Here is a 19,385-nt window from a genome sequence, read left to right as displayed (position 1 = left end):
CCAGGCGTCACCGCGGTCGGCTTGCGGGATGGCGGGTTCCAGGGAGCCGGGTGCGTCCGTCTGAGGCGATGCGCTGGCGTGCGGGTCGGCCGGTCGGCTCGGAGGGCGGGGAGGGCGCCGCACCGCGAGGCGCGGAGGGGCGCGGGTCGGCGGGTACGGTGAGGGCGTGGGAGCGGAGCGGACACGACAGCTGATCCTCGAGGCGGCGACGGAGGAGTTCGCGGCGCACGGGCTGGCGGGAGCGCGGGTCGACCGCATCGCGGCACGGTCGGGGATGAGCAAGCCGATGCTGTACTCGCACCGGCCGACGGCGCGCGAGGCCGTCGCCGCCGTCGTCCGAGTCAGCGCGGAGGGGTACTCCGCGCCCGGCACTCCTGCCGGCTGCTTCGTGCTGAGCGAGCCGCGGCTCGAGGCCCGTCGCCGCGAGATGGAGGCGCTCGTCGCCGCACGAGTCGAGCGCGGGATCGAGGAGGGCGACGTGCCGCCGGAGACGGACGCCGGATCCGTCGCCGCCTTCGTCGTCGCCGTGCTCAGCGGGATGTCGACGCAGGCCCGCGACGGAGCACCGGCGGACCGCATCGCGGTCATCGGCGAGCTCGCACTCGGCGCGCTGCCGGCGGCCACGGGCGTGCGAGCCGCAGGGCGCACGCCGGGAGCTCCCGGATGAGGCCGCGTCGGCCCCGTCTCGGCCTCCTCGCCCTGGTCGTCGCGGGGCTGCTGCTGATCCAGCCCGCCGCGGCCTCGGCGGCACCGCTGCTCCCTCCCGCGAACGGCGTTCTCGACTACCAGCTGGGAGGCGCCTACGCTCCGGCGTCGAGCGTCACCATCGTCGACCGCGACCGCACGGACGCGCCCGCCGCCGGCCGCTACAGCATCTGCTACGTGAACGCCTTCCAGACCCAGCCCGGCGAGAGCGCCGCCTTCGCGAAGCGGCACCCCGAGCTCCTGGTGAGGCGAGCGGACGGGAAGCCCCTCGCCGATCCGGGCTGGCCGGACGAGTACCTCTTCGACGTCTCGACCGCCGCGAAGCGGACCGCTCTGCTCGCGATCGTCGGCGCCTGGATCGACGGCTGCGCCGAGGACGGCTTCGACGCCGTCGAGGCCGACAATCTGGACAGCTACACCCGCTCGGGCGGGAGGCTGACGAAGTCGCAGGCGCTGGCGTTCGCCACCCTCCTGACGGCGCGCGCTCACCGCTCCGGCCTGGCGATCGGCCAGAAGAACGGAGCCGACCTCGCCGCTGCCGGGAAGAGGACGGTCGGCTTCGACTTCGCCGTCGTCGAGGAGTGCCAGGTCTACGACGAGTGCGCGGCGTACACGGACGTCTACGGGCGCCAGGTCTACGAGATCGAGTACACCGACAACGGCCGGTCCGCCTACTCCGAGGCCTGCGCCGCGCAGGGCCGGAGCATCTCGGTCACCCTCCGCGACCGCGACGTCGTCCCCCGTGGCGCAGCGGGCTACGTGAACCGGCACTGCTGACGCCGGGCGGACGCTACCGCAGGGCTCCCAGCACGACGGCCGCGGCGCGGGCGACCAGCGCGTCGTCGTAGTCCGCCTCGGGGTCGTTGCGCGTCGAGAGGATCGACAGCACGACCGCGTCCCGCCCGGGAGGCGTCACCACGGCGACGTCGTTGCGGATCCCGCCGGCGCCCCCGGACTTGTCCGCGACGCTCCAGCCGGCCGGAGCGCCCGCCCGGACGAGAGTGTCGCCGGTCGCGTTGCCGCTCATCCAGTCGAGCAGGAGCGCCCGGTCCTCCGCGGACAGCACGTCACCTGTGGCGACCGCGGCGAGGTCCGCCGTGAACGCGGCCGGGGTGGTGGTGTCCTCGGTGCTGCCGGGCTCGATCGTGTTCAGCGCGGGCTCCTCGTTCACCACCTCGGTGGTGGTGTCGCCGAGAGCCTCGAGTCCACGGTCGAGGGCGGAGGGTCCGCCGAGGCGCCGGAGCACGAGATTCAGCGCTGTGTTGTCGCTCCGGCGGACGGCCGCCTCGGCGAGCTGCGACAGCGGCAGGCCGGTGGCGGTGGTCTCCTCCGTGACGGGGGAGTAGCCCGCCGCCTCGACGTCGGCGACGGTCCAGGTGACCACCTCGTCCCGCTCGGCGGCGGGGACGGTGCGCAGGAACTCCGCCGCGGCGAGGACTTTGAGGCTCGAGGCGAAGCCGAAGCGCTCGTCGGCCCGGTGATCGACCCGGCGACCCGAGCCGGTGTCGACGGCGCTGACGCCGATCCGGGCGTCGAACTCGTTCTCGAGCGCGGCCAGCTCGGCGGAGACGTCGATCGGAGGAGGGGTGGCGGAGGACGCCGACGACGGCACGGAGGCGGACGACGGCGGCGCGACCGGGGTGTCCGCCGTGGTGGTGCACCCTGCGAGGGCCAGGAGGAGGGCGGAACCCGCGAGTGCGCGGAGGGTCCGCGACGACCCTCTCGAACGGTTCACAGCGCGGAGTAGACGACGGAGAAGGCGACGGCGGCCGCCGCGGTGACGCCGAGCGCCGCGAGCGAGACGAGTGCCCGCGGCCTCCTCCGCACGACGGCCAGGACGAGGAAGCTTGCGCCCAGGACGATCTGGAGCCACCAGTACACCGGACTCGTGGTGTCGGCGACCGCGCCCAGCGCCCAGACGCCCTCGCCGATCAGCACGCCCGAGAGCGGCGCGACGGCCAGGACGCGCCACGTCCTCGAGCCGTGGAGAGTGAGCGCGGCGGCGGCGCCCAGGATCGGCCCGGCGGGGACGGCGAGCAGCCAGAAGACGTCCGTGAAGGGAGGCGAGTAGCCGAAGCCGCGCGCCGCGGTCACCAGGTCGTAGCCCTCGAGCAGCGCCCAGAAGCTCAGCAGGCCGAGAGCGGTCGCCGCCGCCGGTCGGGCGCCGCCGAGGCGCACGAGCGCGAACACGAGCATGGACCAGCCCCCGGAGGAGTTGGCGAACGAGCTCACCGACGGCGGGAGGGAGCCCTGCAGCAGGCTGGTGAGCCCGCCCAGGACGAGACCGCCGAGCAGGGCGACGAGCAGAGCACGCAGGAGAGGCGGGCGGGAGGCGGCAGGGGGCATGGGTCGATTCTCGGAGACGGCGGGCGGGTGCGGATCAGGGATGACCCTGATCTCGGGGTGCGGGGCCGATCACAGGTCTCCGGGGTGATCCGCGCCGCCCTGGTGCAGTTCTCCCCACCCCGGCTCGGCGGCCCCGGCGGCCGATACGATGGACCCCATGCCTCGGATCCGACAGTCAGATGTCGAGGAGGTCAAGGCGCGGGTGAACATCGGCGACGTGATCGGCGAGTACGTCACGCTGAAGTCGGCCGGCATCGGCTCGCTGAAGGGCCTCTGCCCCTTCCACGACGAGCGCAGCCCCAGCTTCCACGTCCGCCCGCAGGCCGGCTTCTACCACTGCTTCGGCTGCCAGGAGTCGGGCGACGTCTACAGCTTCATCATGAAGATGGACCACAGCTCGTTCAGCGAGACCGTCGAGCGCCTCGCCGGGCGGATCGGCTTCCCGCTGCAGTACGAGGACGGCGACGGCCGCGCGCCCGAGACCGGCGGGCGAGCGCGCCTCCTCGCCGCGAACGACGCCGCGGAGGAGTACTTCCGCGAGCAGCTCGCGACCCCGGGCGCCGACGTCGGCCGGCGCTTCCTCGGCGAGCGGGGCTTCGACCGCGCCGCCGCCGACCGCTTCGGCGTCGGCTTCGCACCCGACGGCTGGGACGGGCTCACGACCGCGCTCAAGCGCCGCGGCTTCTCGGAGGAGGAGCTGACCACGGCCGGCCTGGTCAGCAGCAACAACCGCGGCGGCGTCTACGACCGCTTCCGCGGCCGCCTCGTCTGGCCGATCCGCGACGTGACCGGCCAGACCGTCGGCTTCGGCGCCCGCCGCCTCCTCGAGGAGGACAAGGGCCCCAAGTACCTCAACACCCCCGAGACGCCCGTCTACCACAAGTCCCAGGTGCTCTACGGGCTCGACCTCGCCAAGCGGGACATCTCCCGCGGGCACCGGGTGGTCGTCGTCGAGGGCTACACGGACGTCATGGCCTGCCACCTCGCCGGCGTCACCACCGCGGTCGCCACCTGCGGCACCTCCTTCGGCGTCGACCACATCAAGGTGCTGCGCCGGGTGCTGGGCGACGACAGCGGCGTCGGCGAGGTCGTCTTCACCTTCGACCCCGACGCGGCGGGCCAGAAGGCGGCGATGCGCGCGTTCCAGGAGGAGCACCGCTTCGCCGCGCAGACCTTCGTCGCCGTCGCGCCCGAGGGCCTGGACCCCTGCGACCTCCGCCTGAACCGCGGAGACGACGCCGTCCGCCGCCTCATCGACGACAAGAAGCCGATGTTCGAGTTCGTGATCCGGCAGCTGCTGGACCGCTACGACCTCGAGACGGTCGAGGGCCGGATCGCGGCTCTGCGCGCGGCCGCCCCGGTCGTCGCCGAGATCCGCGACCCGGCGCTGCGGCCCGGCTACTCCCGCGAGCTCGCCCGGATGCTCGGCCTGGACATGGCCGAGGTCAACTCCGCCGTGCGCTCCGCCGGATCCCGGCCCCGCTCCTCCGGACCCGAGGGCCGCGACCAGCAGGGCGGGCGGGGCGGCGGCGAATCGTCCGCGGCCGAGGCGCCCCTCGGCGCGCGCATCGCCGACCTCCCCGTCGACGTCGTCACGCGCATCGAGCGCGAGGCGCTGATGGCGATGCTCCAGCTTCCGCAGGCGATGGGTCCGGAGCTCCTGGCCCGGGCGGCGCACGCGGCGGTCACCAACGAGACCCTCCGCGTGGTCCGCGACGCCGTGGTCGCGAACCTCGAGCGGGCGGAGGACCGCGACTGGGTCGAGCACGTCGCCGACGACGTCCCCGGCCCCTTCGCCTCGCTGGTGCGCCAGCTCGCGGTGGCGCCGATCCCGGCCGCCGACGAGGAGGGGCTCGCCCGCTACTCCCGCGACGTGGCGATCTCGCTCATCGAGCGCGACCTGCTCCGCGAGATCGCCGAGCTGCGCGGGGCGCTCCAGCGCGCGTCCGCCGATCCGGTGATGGCGCGCGCGGTGCAGGTGCGACTGGTCGAGCTCGAGCGCGAGAAGCGGGCGCTGCGCTCGGAGTGAGCGTGTTGCGGTCGTGTGAAGAAATCGGCCGCACGCCTGTGCCGGTTCGGAGAGCGCTTCCAACTGTGTTACCTATGAGGAACAGCAATGCGGGCGTCCAGTGTCGTGACGCCACAGCCCACAGGAGATCTGTGTCCCGAGAGTCCGCGCGCCCGGAGCGCGCCCGCATCCCATCCTTGACAGGAAGAGGCAGACGGAGATGAATTCCGCATCCACTCGCGGCACCCGTGCACTGGCCGCCGCCGCAGGCTTCGCCGCGGTCGCGCTCGTGCTGACGGGCTGCGCCGCCGGCGGGAACGACTCAGCCGGCGGCAGCGCCGGAGGGGCCCTGACCATCGGCACCACCGACAAGATCACGACGCTCGACCCCGCGGGCTCCTACGACAACGGCTCGTTCGCCGTGATGAACCAGGTGTTCCCGTTCCTGATGAACACCCCCTACGGCAGCCCGGACGTCGAGCCCGACATCGCCGAGTCGGCGGAGTTCACCGCTCCCACGGAGTACACCGTGAAGCTGAAGGAGGGACTGAAGTGGGCCAACGGCCACGACCTCACCTCCTCCGACGTGAAGTTCTCCTTCGACCGCCAGGTCGGCATCGCGGCCGAGAACGGCCCGTCCTCGCTCCTGGCGAACCTCGACAGCGTCGCGGCTCCGGACGACACGACCGTGGTCTTCACGCTGAAGTCCGAGAACGACCAGACCTTCCCGCAGATCCTCTCGAGCCCCGCCGGCCCGATCGTGGACGAGGAGGTCTTCTCGGCCGACGAGCTGACCGCGGACGCCGACATCGTCTCGGGCGACGCCTTCGCCGGCCAGTACACGATCGCGAACTACGACGTGAACAACCTCATCCAGTACAAGGCCTACCCGGACTACCAGGGCGTTCTCGGCGAGGCGAAGACGGACACCGTCAACGTCAAGTACTACGCGGACTCGTCCAACCTCAAGCTGGACATCCAGGAGGGGAACATCGACGTCGCGTTCCGCAGCCTCTCGGCGACGGACATCGACGACCTCCGCGGCAACGACACGGTCAAGGTCGTGGACGGCCCCGGCGGCGAGATCCGCTACATCGTCTTCAACTTCGACACCCAGCCCTTCGGCGCGACCACCGGCGAGGCCGACAGCGCCAAGGCCCTCGCCGTGCGCCAGGCCGTCGCCGACCTGATCGACCGCGACGAGATCGCCGACCAGGTCTACAAGGGCACCTACACCCCCCTCTACTCCTACGTCCCCGCCGGCCTGACCGGCGCGGTCGAGCCGCTCAAGTCGCTCTACGGCGACGGCAACGGCGCGCCCGACGCGGACAAGGCGAAGGCGACCCTCGAGGCCGCCGGCGTCACCGCTCCGGTCACCCTGAACCTGCAGTACTCGAACGACCACTACGGTCCGTCCTCGGGCGACGAGTACGCGCTGATCAAGGACCAGCTGGAGTCGACCGGCCTCTTCACCGTGAACCTGCAGACCACGGAGTGGGTGCAGTACTCGAAGGACCGCTCGAGCGACGTCTACCCGGCGTACCAGCTCGGCTGGTTCCCCGACTACTCCGATGCCGACAACTACCTCTCGCCGTTCTTCATCAAGGAGAACTTCCTCGCGAACCACTTCGACGACGCCGAGGTGCAGAGCCTGATCGCGCAGCAGGTCTCGACCACCGACGCCGACGCGCGCACCGCGCTGATCGAGCAGATCCAGGAGAAGGTCGCGGCGCAGCTCTCGACCGTCCCCTACCTGCAGGGCTCGCAGGTCGCGGTCGTCGGCAGCACCGTGAGCGGAGCCGAGGACACCCTCGACGCCTCGTTCAAGTTCCGCTACGCGGCACTCAGCAAGGGCTGATCCACCCCCCCTCGCGGCCGGCGCCTCCCCGATAGGAGGCGCCGGCCGTTCTCCACGAAAGGCATCACGTGACGACAGCCACGACGGCTGCGGCGACGGCGCCCACCCGGCGACCGCGCGGCTCCGGGGGCGGACTCGGGCGCTACCTGCTCGTCCGCTTCCTGCTCATCATCCCCACCGTCTTCATCCTCGTGACGCTGGTGTTCCTCCTCATGCGCTCCACGGGCGACCCGATCACGGCGGCCCTCGGCGGCCGCCTGACCGCGGACCAGCTCGCCGAGCGCGTAGCCGCCGCCGGCTACGACCGGCCGCTGATCGTGCAGTACCTCGAGTACCTCGGCAAGCTGCTGACCGGCGACTTCGGCACCACCCTGAGCGACAACCGCCCCGTCACCGAGGTGCTCCTCACCTACGGCGCCGCGACGGTCGAGCTCGCCTTCTACGCCCTGATCGTGGCGTTCCTGGTCGGCATCCCGCTCGGGATGCTCGCCGCCTACCACCGCGACCGCACGCCCGACGCGGTGCTGCGCATCTTCGCGATCCTCTGCTACGCGACCCCGGTGTTCTTCGCGGGCCTGCTGCTGAAGCTGGTGTTCTCCGTCTGGCTGAAGTGGTTCCCCGTCGCTGGGCGCGCCTCGACGAGCACCGAGCTCTCGCTCCAGTTCCTCGAGAACAAGACCGGCATCTACCTGATCGACGCGATCCAGACCGGCGACCCGGCCGCGATCTCGGACGTGCTCTCTCACGCGGTGCTCCCCGCCGTCGCACTGGGCCTGCTCACCGCGGGCATCTTCCTGCGCCTGGTGCGCACGAACGTGATCGGCACGCTCGGAACCGATTACGTGGACGCGGCGCGCTCGCGCGGCGTCAGCGAGTTCCGGCTCGTCCGCACCCACGCCTACCGGCCGGCGCTCATCCCGATCATCACTGTGATCGGCCTGCAGATCGCCCTGCTGCTCGGCGGCGCCGTCCTCACCGAGACCACCTTCGAGTGGAAGGGCCTCGGCTTCCAGCTCGCCGAGTACCTCCAGGCCCGCGACTTCGTGGCCGTGCAGGGCATCGTCGCCCTGCTCGCCGTCATCGTGGCGCTGACCAACTTCATCGTCGACGTCATCGCGGCGCTCATCGACCCGCGAGTGAGGTACTGAGCATGAGCACCACCTCCCCGGCGCGTCCGCGCCGCCGTCTCGTCGACCGTCTGCCGGTCGTCCACCAGCTCCGGCAGAGTGTCGGCCTCCAGCGGGGGATGCTCGTCACCGGCCTGATCATCACCGGCGCGTTCCTGCTGGTGGCCCTGTTCGCGCCCCTCATCGCGCCCTACGGCTACTCGCAGCTGCGCTCGGGCGGCGAGTCGTTCGGCGCGCAGGAGCCGCCGAGCGCGGAGCATCTGCTCGGCACCACCGTGGGCGGCTACGACGTCCTCTCGCGAGTGATCTGGGGAGCGCAGACCGCGTTCCTCGTGATCGTCGTCGCCGTGGTCCTGTCGATCTTCCTCGGCGTCTTCCTCGGCCTCGTCTCCGGCTACCTCGGCGGCTGGCTCGACCGCGTGCTCGTCGTGATCTGCGACGCGATCTACGCGTTCCCGACCCTGCTGCTGGCGATCGTGATGTCGATCGTCATCTCCGGCGGGCAGTCGAACCTCTGGGCCGGCATCTTCGCCGCGGCGGTCTCGATCACCGTGGTCTACATCCCGCAGTACTTCCGCGTGATCCGGGCCGAGACAGTGCGGATCAAGGGCGACGCCTTCGTCGAGTCGGCGAAGGTCATCGGAGCGTCGACGCCGCGGATCATGTTCCGCCACGTCCTGCGGAACGCGACGCGCACGCTGCCGCTGATCTTCACGCTGAACTCCTCCGAGGCGATCCTGACCCTCGCGGGCCTGGGCTTCCTCGGCTTCGGCATCGAGCCGACGTCGGCCGCGGAGTGGGGCTACGACCTCAACAAGGCGCTGTCGGACGTCACGAGCGGCATCTGGTGGACCTCGGTCTTCCCGGGCCTGGCGATCGTGCTCGTGGTGCTGGGCATCACCCTCGTGGGCGAGAGCCTGAACGACCTCGCCGACCCGCGCCTGCGCGGTCGGCGCGCGGTGGCCGCCGGTGCCGGCGACGTCGCCGCGACGTCCGTCGTGCCGGGCGGCGTCCTCGCCGCCGACGGCCTGGAGACGCCGGGGCACGACCCCGTCGCCGGAGTGGAGGAGACGCGATGAGCGACCAGCGCATCGTCCGGGACGCCTCAGCGCGTCCGATCGTGGACATCACCGACCTCGAGGTCGCCTTCGCGAGCGACCGCGGCGCCGTCCGCGCCGTCGCCGGGGTGAGCCTGCGCGTCGAGCGCGGCGAGGTCCTGGCGATCGTCGGAGAGTCCGGCAGCGGCAAGACCGTGACCGCGAAGACCATCCTCGGCCTCCTGCCCGAGACGGCCACCGCCTCCGGAGTGGTCCTGCTCTCGAAGAAGGACGGCAGCGCGGCGACCGACGTCGTCTCCGTGCCGAAGGCCCGCCTCCGGGAGCTGCGCGGCACCGACGTCGCCATGGTCTTCCAGGAGCCGGGAACCGCCCTCAACCCGGTCTTCACGGTGGGCTGGCAGATCGCGGAGGGACTGCGCGCCCACGGCTCCGTCTCGAAGAAGGAGGCGCGCAAGCGCGCGATCGACGTCCTCCGCACCGTCGGCATCCCGGAGCCGGAGAAGCGGGTCGACTACTACCCGCACCAGTTCTCGGGCGGCCAGAAGCAGCGCGTCGTCATCGCGATGGCCCTGGTCCTGGATCCCGGCCTGATCGTCGCGGACGAGCCGACCACGGCTCTCGACGTGACCGTGCAGGCCGAGATCCTCGACCTGCTCCGCCGGTGCCGCGACGAGTTCGGCACCTCGATCGTGCTGATCACCCACAACATGGGCGTCGTCGCCGATCTGGCCGACCGCGTCGCCGTGATGTACCAGGGCGAGCTGCTCGAGGAGGCGACGGTCTCCGAGCTGTTCTCGGCGCCGAAGGCCGAGTACACGAGGAAGCTGCTCGCCGCCGTCCCGCACGTGGGCCAGGGCGTCGAGCGCGCCCGCGTCCGCGCCGTCGAGCGCGCCGAGGCCCCCGAGGCCGAGACGCTCGTCGCCGCCGAGGGCCTGCGGATCCAGTACCCCGGCCGGCTCGGCCGTCCCGGCTTCGTCGCGGTCGACGGCGTCTCGCTGCGCATCCGCGCGGGCGAGGTGCTCGGCCTCGTCGGCGAGAGCGGCTCGGGCAAGACCACCATCGGGCGCGCCATCGCGGGCCTGACGCCGGTGACCGGCGGGTCGCTGAAGGTCCTCGGCAAGGAGATGCGCGGCATCCGCGAGCGCGCCTTCCGGCCGGTTCGCGGCGACATCGGCTTCGTGTTCCAGGACCCGGCGTCGAGCTTCAACCCGCTGCTCACCATCGCGGAGTGCGTGGCCGAGCCGCTGATCGTGCACGGGCGGGCCGGCGCCGCCGCCGGGGCGCGCTCGCGCGTCGACGAGCTCCTGGAGGCGGTGCAGCTGCCGCGCTCCTACGGCGACCGCTACCCGCACGAGCTCTCCGGCGGCCAGCGCCAGCGCGCCAGCCTCGCCCGGGCCCTCGCCCTCGAGCCGAAGCTGCTGATCGCCGACGAGCCCACCTCGGCGCTCGACGTGTCGGTGCAGGCCCGCGTGCTCGAGCTGTTCGCCGAGCTGCAGCGCGAGTTCGGCTTCGCCTCCCTGTTCATCAGCCACGACCTCGCCGTGGTCGACCTGCTCGCCGACCGCATCGCGGTGCTCTACCGCGGCGAGCTGGTCGAGGAGGGGACGGGGGCCGAGGTGCTCGCCGCGCCGAAGCACCCCTACACGCAGCGCCTGCTCGCCTCCCTGCCCGTGCCGGACCCGGTCGAGCAGGCCTCGAGGCGCGAGCTCCTGCGCAGCATCGTCGAGGCGGAGCGCCGGGCGTGAGCCGGACCGCCGAGGATCCGGCCCCCATCGTCGTCGACGACCTCAGCGTCGAGTACCCGCCGCGCGGCATCAGCCGCCGGTGGACGGCGCTGCGGGGAGTGAGCCTCCGCGTGGAGCCGGGGGAGGTGCTCGGGATCCTCGGCGGCAGCGGCTCGGGCAAGTCCACGCTCGCGCGCGTGCTCGGCGGCGACGGCCTGGGGCACGACGGCGGCCGCACGCGTCCGGTGATCATCGGAGGGGACGCGACGGTCGCGGGGCACCGCCTCCGCTCGCTCCCCGCCCGCGACCTCAAGCGCTTCACCGTCGACGTCGCGCATCTCGCGCAGGACGCGGGAGCGACCCTCCGCCCCGAGCTGACCGTCTCGGAGCTGATCGCCGAGCCGATCTTCCTCCGCGACCGCCACTACGACCCGAAGGCCGCGGCGGTGCGGGTGGCGACGCTGCTCGACTCCGTGCACCTGCCGCTGTTCCTGCTCGACCGCTACCCCTACGAGCTCTCCAGCGGCCAGCGCCAGCGCGTGGCCGTGGCCCGCTCGCTCGTGCTCGGGCCGAAGGTGCTGATCGCCGACGAGCCGACCTCGGGCATCGACGCGACGGTGCGCGAGTCGATCGTCGACCTCCTCGCCGACCTGCGGCGCCGGGAGGGATTCGCGGCCGTCGTGGTCAGCCACGACATCGACGTGCTGAGCCGGGCGACCGACCGGATCGCCGTGCTCGTCGGCGGCGAGGTCGTCGCGTACGGGCCGCTGCTGGACGTGCTGATCGAGGCCCGGCACCCCTACGTGCGCGAGCTCGGAGCGGCCTTCGCCGAGTACGAGCGCTTCGACGCCTCCCGAGCGCAGCGCGTCGAGGCGGCCGACCAGTGACCGTCCCGCGCGTCGCGGTGCTCCCGCGGCCGAAGCCGGTGTTCGCCGAGGCGGTCGAGTCGGGCGGGGGAGTGGTCGTCGGACTCGACGGGAGTCCGGATGCGCTGCTCTGGCTGTCCTACGGCCGCACGGACGAGCTGGCCGCTGTGCTGAAGGAGCACCCGTCGATCCGCTGGGTGCAGCTGCCCTGGGCCGGCGTCGACGTCTTCGCGCCCGTGCTCGCCGCGTCTCGCGCGGACGTGGTCTGGACCAGCGCCAAGGGCGCCTACGCGGAGCCGGTGGCGGAGCACGCGCTCGCGCTGGTGCTCGCCCTCCTGCGCTCGCTGCCGGAGCGGGCGCGCGCCGCGTCGTGGGGGCCGAAGAAGGCGGTCACGCTGCACCGCGCCTCCGTGGTGATCGTCGGAGCAGGAGGGATCGCTCGCGAGCTCCTGCGGCTGCTCGCCGTCTTCGACTGCCGGGTGACGATCGTCCGCCGCGGAGACGAGCCGGTGGAGGGCGCGGCCCGCACCCTGCCGGCGTCGCGGCTCGCCGAGGCCGCGGCGGACGCCGACGTGCTGGTCCTGGCCGCCGCCGCCACCGCGGGCACGGAGCGGATGGTCGACGCGGGTCTGCTCGCGCGGCTGCCCGCCCACGCCGTGCTCGTCAACGTCGCCCGGGGGAGCCTCGTCGACACGGACGCGCTCGTCGCGGCCCTCTCCCAAGGCCGTCTCGCGGGCGCCGCGCTCGACGTGACGGACCCCGAGCCGCTGCCGGACGGGCATCCGCTCTGGAGCGAGCCCCGGTGCCTGATCACGCCCCACAGCGCGGACACCCCCGAGATCACCGCGCCGCTCCTGGCCGAGCGCGTGCGCGCCAACGTGGCCGCCTGTGCCGCCGGCGGGCCGTTCGTCGGCCGCGTCGACCCGGGCTCCGGCTACTGAGTGCGCGCCCGATTTTGCGTTCGCGGAGAGTTTGCTAAAGTAGTACCGCGCTGATCGCCTCCGGGTGATCGGATGATCCTCGATAGCTCAATTGGCAGAGCAATCGGCTGTTAACCGGTAGGTTCTTGGTTCGAGTCCAAGTCGGGGAGCGAAGGGTCCGGGACTCCACTCTCGGGCCCTTTTTTCGTGCCCGCGAGCGGTCGCCCTCGAGGGCCCACCCGCTCGGACCGACGATCGGAGGCGCGATGCGCGAGGACGTGCTCGCTCTCCTGCGCCGCCGCCCCGACGTCGAGGCGCCGGATCTCGTCGCCGTCGACGCCAGCGACCGCCTGCTGCTCGACCTCGCCGCCGATCGCGGCCGCCTCGCCGTGATCGGGGACGCCTACGGGGCGCTGAGCCTCGGCCTCGCCGCCGACGGACGTGCCGTGCGCGTCGTGCAGGACTCGATCACCGCCGAGCGCGCTCTCGCGCAGAACCTCGAGACGGTGCGGGGGTCGGGCGTCGATCTCGCGCCGATCGAGATCGTCGACTCCGTCGCGGAGGCCGTCCGCGACGCCGACGCGGTGCTCCTGCGCCTGCCGCGCTCACTCGACGCCCTGGCCGCCGTCGCGGCCGGGACTGCACTCGCGAACCCGGCGGCGACCCTGATCGGCGCCGGCCGCATCAAGCACATGACCCGCACGATGAACGACGTGCTCGCCGTGCGCTACGAGCGGATCGACGTCTCCCTCGCCCGGCAGAAGTCGCGCGCCCTGCTCGCGAGCGGCGCGCTCCCCGACCAGCCGCCCGCGCCCGGGCCCGAGCGGCGCCGTCTGGACGAGCTCGACCTCGAGGTCGTCGCACTGCCGGGAGCCTTCGCCGGGGCGCGACTGGACCTCGGCACCCGCGCCCTCCTCGCCGCCCTCGATGTCGACTCCCTTCCCGCGGGCACCGCACTCGATCTCGGCTGCGGAACCGGCGTCCTCGCCGCCGTGGTGGCCCGGGCCCGCCCCGACCTCGCCGTGACCGCGACGGACACCTCGCGTGCCGCGGTCGAGTCCGCCCGGGCGACCGCGGCGGCCAATGGGCTCGCCGTCCGCGTCCTCCGCGACGACAACGCCTCGACGCTGGAGGCGTCCTCCGTCGACGTCGTGCTCTGCAATCCGCCGTTCCACTCCGACGGAGCCGTCACCGACCTCGTCGCCCGGCGCATGCTGCGCGCGGCCGGCCGCGTGCTGCGCCCCGGAGGCGTGCTGTGGACGGTCTTCAACTCCCACCTCGCGCATCCGGCCGAGCTGCGCCGTGCGGTCGGGCCGACCACGGTGGTGGCGCGCGACCGCCGCTTCACCGTCACCCGCTCCGTGCGCTCCGACGGCTGAGTACGGCTCCGCAACCCCCTCCGCGGCCTCAGGTCCGCTGTCCGCGGCGCGGGTACGATCTCTCTCCGGCGCTCCTGTGCCGAACCCGTCCCGTCCCCCCGGAGGCCGTCGTGCTCGAAGTCGTCCTCGTCCTCGCCCTGATCGCCCTGGTCGCGGTCGTCGTGCTGTGGCGCCGCGCCGTCGGCGCCGAGCGCCGTGCCGCCGAGAGCCGTGCGGAGGAGGCGGCGCGCGTCGTCCGCCTCGAGCTGGCGGTCGGCGAGCAGGAGGCGAGGCTCCGCATCGTCGGCGAGCTCGAGCAGCTCGCGGTCCGCAGCGCCGCGCACGTCGTCGAGGAGGCCGAGAGCGTCCGTCTCACGATCGACCGCGACCCCGCCGCAGCCGCGCGGTCGGCGCAGCGTGCCGTGCGGGCGGCCGAGGCCTCGCTGGCGCAGCTGCGCCGCATCGCGACCGTCGCCTCCGTCGATCCGGGGGAGCTGCCGCGCACCGGCGGCTCCGTCCCCCTGATCGAGGGCGCCCGCGAGCGAGGCCTGAGCGTCCGCGAGGAGTCGTTCGGCGAGCCGTTCCCGCTGCAGGACGGCGCCGAGGTGGCTGTGCTCCGGGTGCTCGAGTACGCCTTCGACTCGGCGCTGGAGACCGGCGGCGCGGGGACCGAGGTCCGCATCAGCTCCCGATGGACGACCACGGGCCTCCGGGTGGAGGTCGACGACGACCGCGAGCAGCACGGCGCGGCGGAGCAGGAAGCCAGCGCTCTCGAGGCGGATCTGCGCTCGCTCACCGAGCGCATCGACAGCCCCGCGCTCGCCGAGCTGCGCGAGCGGGCCGCCCTCTTCGGCGGCGACGTGACCGAGAAGCGAACGCCCGGCGTCGGCCGGAGCGTCACCGCCTCGTTCCCCGCGATCCGCCACCACAAAGGCGTGCACGGGGTCGACCTGGCCTGAGTCAGTCCTCGAGGTGCTCCACGCCGGGCAGCCACGAGACGCCGGGGCCGCCCCAGCCGCGCTTGCGGGTGATCTTCGCGACCGGCTTGTGGTAGTCGTGCTCGAGGCGGTCGATGTAGAGCACGCCGTCGAGGTGGTCGAACTCGTGCTGGAACACGCGGGCGAACCAGCCGTCCGCGACGATCTCGAACGGCTCCTGCTCGAGGTCGACCGCACGGAGGATCGCGCGCTCGGAGCGGCGGAGCGGGAAGCGCTCGCCGGGGAAGGAGAGGCACCCCTCCGACTCCGTGTCCTCGTCCGCCTCGCCGAGCGGGGTCGGCGTGACGAACAGCTCGGGGTTGATCGCGACGCCGCGGCGGGGGGTGCCGTCGTCGTCGGCGTAGTCGTAGACGAACAGTCGCAGCGGGACGCCGACCTGCGGGCCGGCGAGGCCGACTCCGGGGGCTATGTCCATCGTCTCGAACATGTCGGCGACGAGGGTGCGCAGCGCATCGTCGAACTCGGTGACGGGGGCGGCGGGGGAGTGGAGGACGGGGTCGCCGGCGATGCGGATGGGGAGGACGGCCATGGGGGACAGGGTACCGCGGGGCCGCCGACCGGGTCCGCGAGGATCATCCGCTGGGCTCAGCCCCTCACCCGTGCGTCGGAGGACTCGCGGAGGCGTTCTGGGTAGGGTCGACCCCATGCCCGCCGATCTCGCCGAACTCCTCAACGACCCGGCGAAGTTCATCGGCATCCCGATCGCTCTCGTGGGCGCGGTGTTCCTCTCCCTCGGCGCGCAGTTCCAGCACCGGGGAGTGGCGAAGGTGGAGCGGTTCTCGAAGCGCTCCGGCTCCTCCGGGCTCAGCGGCGGCCAGCTGGTCGCGCTGCTCTCGCGCCCCTCGTGGGTGATCGGCACCCTGCTCCTGGGTCTCGCGATCGTCTTCCAGCTGACGAGCCTCGGCTTCTCCCCGCTCATCGTGGTGCAGCCGCTCGGAGCGGTGGCGCTCGTGATCACCGCGGTCGTCAACGCGCGGGTCAGCCGGGTGCGCTTGAACGCGGCGTCGATCCGGGCGATCGTGCTCTGCGTCGGAGGCGTCGGCACGTTCGTCCTCGTGGCGGCGTTCAACGCGGTCGACAAGTCCATCCAGACGCCCGAGCTCATCACGATCCTCGTGATCCTCGCCGTGGTGCTCACGGTCTTCGTCGTCGCCTTCCGCGTCTTCCGCCGCGGAGCGAAGGCGATCTTCTACATCGTGGGCGCCGGAGTGGTCTACGGCTTCGTCGCGACTCTCGCGAAGGTCGTGCTCAACCGCATCAAGTACGGCGAGTTCGACCCGCTGACGGTGGTCTGCATCGTGGCGCTCCTGGCCGCGACCGCGCTCGGCGGGTACTTCGTGCAGAACGCCTACTCCTCCGGCCCGCCGGACCTCGTCGTCGCGGGCCTCACCGTCATCGACCCGCTGGTCGCCGTCGCGATCGGCATCGTCGTGCTCGGGGAGGCGCAGTACGCGGCCCCGTGGGCGATCCCGCTCTTCATCGCGGCCGGTGCCGTCGCCATCTACGGCGTCTTCCTCCTCGCCAAGCACCACCCGCAGGCGCGCTGACGGCGCGGGATCCCGAGTGGTGAGGACTCCTCTGCCTACAATGGGTCCGCGCCGAGAGCCACGAAACCGACCGACCTCCGCCGATCGCTCCCTTCTCTCCCCGAGCGGCACGACACCGATAGGACCTCCCGTGTCAGATCCCCGCGACGCGTCCCGACCGGGATCGCCCGACTCCCGACCGCTGACGGTCGTGATCGGCTGCGACACCTTCGCTCCCGACGTGAACGGAGCCGCGAAGTTCGCCGAGCGCCTCGCCGCCGGTCTCGCGCAGCGCGGCCACGAGGTCCACGTCGTCGCCCCCTCGGCCGACGGCTGGAGCGGCACCCGGGTCGAGACGCACGAGGGCCAGCGGATCATCGTGCACCGGCTCTACAGCTGGCGCTGGTATCCGCACGACTGGCTGCGCTTCGCGATGCCGTGGCGCATCCGGCAGAACAGCGCGCGCATCCTCGACGAGGTGAAGCCCGACGTCGTGCACTTCCAGTCGCACATCATCGTCGGCCGCGGCCTCGGGATCGAGGCGGCCAAGCGCGGCATCCGCATCGTCGGCACGAACCACTTCATGCCCGAGAACATGCTCGAGTTCACCCTCCTGCCGAAGGCCGTGCAGGCCAAGGCCGTGGCGATGGCGTGGCGGGCCGCGCGCCGCACCTTCGGCCGGGCGGAGGCGGTCACCACGCCGACCCGCAAGGCCGCGCAGTTCCTCGAGAAGTACACGGGCCTCCGGGGCGTCCACGCCATCTCCTGCGGCATCGACGCCGACAACTACACGCCCGACTTCGCGGCGCGCGCCGGCGACTCGATCCTCTTCGTCGGCCGCGTGACCGGCGAGAAGCACATCGACGTCCTGCTCCGCGCCGTCGCCCTGCTCGATCCGGCGCTCGACGCGAAGCTCGAGATCGTCGGCGGCGGCGACCAGATGCGCAACCTCCAGCAGCTCGCCGCGACCCTCGGCATCGCCGACCGCGTCCGCTTCACCGGCTACGTCTCGGACGCCGAGCTCAAGGAGGCGTACACCCGCGCCACCGTGTTCGCCATGCCGTCCATCGCCGAGCTGCAGAGCATCGCGACGATGGAGGCGATGGCCTCGGCCCTCCCCGTCGTCGCCGCCGACGCGATGGCCCTCCCGCATCTCGTCCACGACGGCGAGAACGGCTACCTCTTCGCGCCGGGCAGCGCCGAGGCCCTCGCCGACCGCCTCACCGCCGTGCTCACGGCCGACCAGGAGGACCTCGAGGCGATGAAGCGCGCCTCCCTCCAAATCGTCGCCGCGCACGACATCAACCGCACGATCAGCACCTTCGAGAGCCTGTATCGTGGGGAGCCGGTGGCCGATCCGGCCTCCGACGCAGCGTCCGCACCCGCCGCCACCTGACGGCCGCTCGGACGGGCGCCGCGGGGCGTTAGCTCAGCCGGTCAGAGCAGCGGACTCATAATCCGTCGGTCACGGGTTCAAGTCCCGTACGCCCTACTCCGCTCCACCCGCGGTGGTTCCTCCTCTCCAGCGCCGGGTCGGGCCTCCACCTGATGTCGTTCTCGTCGGAGCGGACGGTCCGGCCCCTTCAGGCCGACGGGCCGTGCCTCAGGACGCCGCCGACGCGGTCCTCGCCGGCACGCCGACCGCGGACGAGTCGGAGGCGACGTCGCGGACGACGACGGCGCCGGCTCCGACCCGCACACGGTCGCCGACGGTCACGTCCCCGACGATCGTCGCGCGGGCGCCGATGTAGACGTCGTCGCCGATCACGGGCGTCCGACCCTTCGACTCGCCGATGGTGACGCCGTGGTAGATGAACGCGTTCCTCCCGATGACCGTGCGCGGGTGCAGGATCACGCCGCGGCCCCAGTGGGGGAGCCGCAGGCCTGGCCCGACCTGAGCGGTCGGCGGCAGCTCGGCTCCGACGATCATGCGGGTCCAGACGAGATCGACGAGGCGGTAGACGAGGTGGAGGGGGAGCCGGGTCCTCCGAGAGCTCGAGTACTGCCCGAGTCGGAGGACGAGGACGGTGAGCCGGTCGGAGGCGTGGCCCTTGGCGGCCAGGTCCGCGCGGACGACGGCGCGGAGGTCAGCGAGATCCATGCTCCCAGTCTGAGTGGGAGCCTCGCGGGTGAGTCCGGGCCGTCGGAGATCGTCCGGGGCGTGGCGAGCATCCGCGAGCGGACGACACGGTGGCTCGATGCGCTAGCACGTCCCGACGCGCCGCGCCCGTACTGGCCGGTCTCCGCTCGACGTGATTGCCTGAACCCGTGCCTGATCTTCCGATGTTCCCGCTCGGCTCCGTGCTCCTGCCGCACATGCCGCTCCCGCTCCGGCTGTTCGAGCCGCGGTACCTGCGGATGCTCGGCGACGTCCTCGAGGACGAGACCCTCGCGTTCGGCGTCGTGCTCATCGAGCGCGGCCAGGAGGTGGGCGGCGGCGACCAGCGGTTCGCGGTCGGCGCCCGCGCGCGCATCCTGAACATCGACGGGGCGGAGTCGTTCGTCACGCTCGACTCCGTGGGCGAGGAGCGCTTCGAGGTCGTCCGCTGGTACGAGGACGACCCGTACCCGCGCGCCGAGGTCCGCCTGCTGCCCGATCTGGAGTGGGACGAGAAGCACGCCCCCGCGCTGGCTGCGGCGGAGTCGGCGGTCCGCACGGCACTGGCGGTCGCGAGCGAGTTCGTCGAGCAGCGCTACGGCGCGGTCGTCGAGCTCGCCGAGGATCCGGCCGCGCACGCCTGGCAGCTCGCCGGCGTCGCACCGGTCACCGAGCTCGACCGCCTCGCGTTCCTCCGCAGCTCCACCATGGAGGAGCTGCTGGAGTCGGTCCGGGAGCGCTCCGCCGAGGCGACCGAGTCGTTCCGCGCCGGCTGGGCCTGAGCCCGGTCCCG

General features: G+C 72.6%; 18 protein-coding genes and 2 tRNA genes. 16 read left to right on the top strand and 4 right to left on the bottom strand.

The window, feature by feature from the left end; translation table 11 throughout:
* The first annotated feature begins 166 nt into the window (after positions 1-166).
* Together C5C69_RS17275 and C5C69_RS11255 are read left to right on the top strand one after the other, a co-directional pair.
* Positions 167-667 carry a TetR family transcriptional regulator gene (locus C5C69_RS17275; RefSeq protein WP_181127057.1) on the top strand — a complete coding sequence of 167 codons (501 nt, stop codon included), beginning with the start codon at positions 167-169 and terminating at the stop codon, positions 665-667.
* Positions 664-1,482 (top strand): endo alpha-1,4 polygalactosaminidase, encoded by an 819-nt coding sequence (locus C5C69_RS11255; protein ID WP_104257929.1) that lies wholly within the window; start codon positions 664-666, stop codon positions 1,480-1,482. The genes C5C69_RS17275 and C5C69_RS11255 overlap by 4 nt, the downstream gene beginning before the upstream one ends.
* Positions 1,483-1,495: 13 nt before the next feature.
* Here C5C69_RS11255 and bla read toward each other — a convergent pair whose 3' ends face one another.
* Together bla and C5C69_RS11245 are read right to left on the bottom strand one after the other, a co-directional pair.
* Positions 1,496-2,440 carry a class A beta-lactamase gene (bla, locus tag C5C69_RS11250; RefSeq protein ID WP_104257928.1) on the bottom strand — a complete coding sequence of 315 codons (945 nt, stop codon included), beginning with the start codon at positions 2,438-2,440 and terminating at the stop codon, positions 1,496-1,498.
* Entirely contained in the window at positions 2,437-3,051 is a 615-nt protein-coding gene (locus tag C5C69_RS11245) for a DUF6518 family protein (protein ID WP_104257927.1), read from the bottom strand. Before C5C69_RS11245 ends, bla begins: the two co-directional genes overlap by 4 nt.
* A gap of 157 nt (positions 3,052-3,208) precedes the next feature.
* On the opposite strand from C5C69_RS11245, the gene dnaG reads away from it, so the two are divergent.
* The 10 genes from dnaG to C5C69_RS11195 all read left to right on the top strand — a co-directional run bounded on the left by dnaG (position 3,209) and on the right by C5C69_RS11195 (position 14,929).
* On the top strand, positions 3,209-5,080 hold the full coding sequence (dnaG, locus tag C5C69_RS11240; RefSeq protein ID WP_104257926.1) for a DNA primase: 1,872 nt from the start codon (positions 3,209-3,211) through the stop codon (positions 5,078-5,080).
* A gap of 199 nt (positions 5,081-5,279) precedes the next feature.
* Entirely contained in the window at positions 5,280-6,917 is a 1,638-nt protein-coding gene (locus tag C5C69_RS11235; protein WP_104257925.1) for an ABC transporter substrate-binding protein, read from the top strand.
* Positions 6,918-6,985: 68 nt separating this feature from the next.
* Positions 6,986-8,065 carry an ABC transporter permease gene (locus C5C69_RS11230; RefSeq protein ID WP_104223444.1) on the top strand — a complete coding sequence of 360 codons (1,080 nt, stop codon included), beginning with the start codon at positions 6,986-6,988 and terminating at the stop codon, positions 8,063-8,065.
* Positions 8,066-8,067: 2 nt separating this feature from the next.
* Positions 8,068-9,123: an ABC transporter permease gene (locus C5C69_RS11225; protein ID WP_104226685.1), complete on the top strand. Its 1,056-nt coding sequence runs from the start codon at positions 8,068-8,070 to the stop codon at positions 9,121-9,123.
* The gene (locus C5C69_RS11220) at positions 9,120-10,847 is read left to right on the top strand and encodes an ABC transporter ATP-binding protein (protein ID WP_104257924.1); all 1,728 of its coding nucleotides are present in this window, start codon (positions 9,120-9,122) and stop codon (positions 10,845-10,847) included. The genes C5C69_RS11225 and C5C69_RS11220 overlap by 4 nt, the downstream gene beginning before the upstream one ends.
* Positions 10,844-11,713: an ATP-binding cassette domain-containing protein gene (locus C5C69_RS11215; RefSeq protein WP_104257923.1), complete on the top strand. Its 870-nt coding sequence runs from the start codon at positions 10,844-10,846 to the stop codon at positions 11,711-11,713. Before C5C69_RS11220 ends, C5C69_RS11215 begins: the two co-directional genes overlap by 4 nt.
* Positions 11,710-12,633: an NAD(P)-dependent oxidoreductase gene (locus C5C69_RS11210; protein ID WP_258067523.1), complete on the top strand. Its 924-nt coding sequence runs from the start codon at positions 11,710-11,712 to the stop codon at positions 12,631-12,633. The genes C5C69_RS11215 and C5C69_RS11210 overlap by 4 nt, the downstream gene beginning before the upstream one ends.
* Before the next feature lie 76 nt (positions 12,634-12,709).
* Positions 12,710-12,782 (top strand) — tRNA-Asn (locus tag C5C69_RS11205).
* 96 nt (positions 12,783-12,878) lie between these two features.
* On the top strand, positions 12,879-13,991 hold the full coding sequence (locus C5C69_RS11200; protein WP_104250967.1) for a class I SAM-dependent methyltransferase: 1,113 nt from the start codon (positions 12,879-12,881) through the stop codon (positions 13,989-13,991).
* Positions 13,992-14,101: 110 nt separating this feature from the next.
* Entirely contained in the window at positions 14,102-14,929 is an 828-nt protein-coding gene (locus C5C69_RS11195; protein WP_104257922.1) for a hypothetical protein, read from the top strand.
* Position 14,930: 1 nt separating this feature from the next.
* Here C5C69_RS11195 and def read toward each other — a convergent pair whose 3' ends face one another.
* Entirely contained in the window at positions 14,931-15,497 is a 567-nt protein-coding gene (def, locus tag C5C69_RS11190; protein WP_104234187.1) for a peptide deformylase, read from the bottom strand.
* A 115-nt stretch (positions 15,498-15,612) separates the two neighbouring features.
* Between def and C5C69_RS11185 the strand changes: the two genes are divergently transcribed.
* From C5C69_RS11185 to C5C69_RS11175, 3 genes are all read left to right on the top strand, one after another.
* Entirely contained in the window at positions 15,613-16,515 is a 903-nt protein-coding gene (locus C5C69_RS11185) for a DMT family transporter (protein WP_104234188.1), read from the top strand.
* 130 nt (positions 16,516-16,645) lie between these two features.
* On the top strand, positions 16,646-17,890 hold the full coding sequence (locus tag C5C69_RS11180; protein ID WP_258065199.1) for a glycosyltransferase: 1,245 nt from the start codon (positions 16,646-16,648) through the stop codon (positions 17,888-17,890).
* Positions 17,891-17,912: 22 nt separating this feature from the next.
* A tRNA-Ile gene (locus C5C69_RS11175) sits at positions 17,913-17,986 on the top strand.
* 111 nt (positions 17,987-18,097) lie between these two features.
* On the opposite strand, the gene C5C69_RS11170 is transcribed toward C5C69_RS11175, so the two are convergent.
* Positions 18,098-18,595: a DapH/DapD/GlmU-related protein gene (locus C5C69_RS11170; RefSeq protein WP_104257921.1), complete on the bottom strand. Its 498-nt coding sequence runs from the start codon at positions 18,593-18,595 to the stop codon at positions 18,098-18,100.
* Between the two features lie 167 nt (positions 18,596-18,762).
* Between C5C69_RS11170 and C5C69_RS11165 the strand changes: the two genes are divergently transcribed.
* Positions 18,763-19,374: an LON peptidase substrate-binding domain-containing protein gene (locus C5C69_RS11165; protein ID WP_244229436.1), complete on the top strand. Its 612-nt coding sequence runs from the start codon at positions 18,763-18,765 to the stop codon at positions 19,372-19,374.
* The last annotated feature ends 11 nt before the right edge of the window (positions 19,375-19,385 follow it).

This window comes from Rathayibacter sp. AY1C7, assembly GCF_002931865.1.
Taxonomy (GTDB): Bacteria; Actinomycetota; Actinomycetes; order Actinomycetales; family Microbacteriaceae; genus Rathayibacter.
The sequence above is the reverse complement of the archived record's forward strand: the minus strand, read 5'-3'. Positions and strand labels throughout refer to the sequence as shown.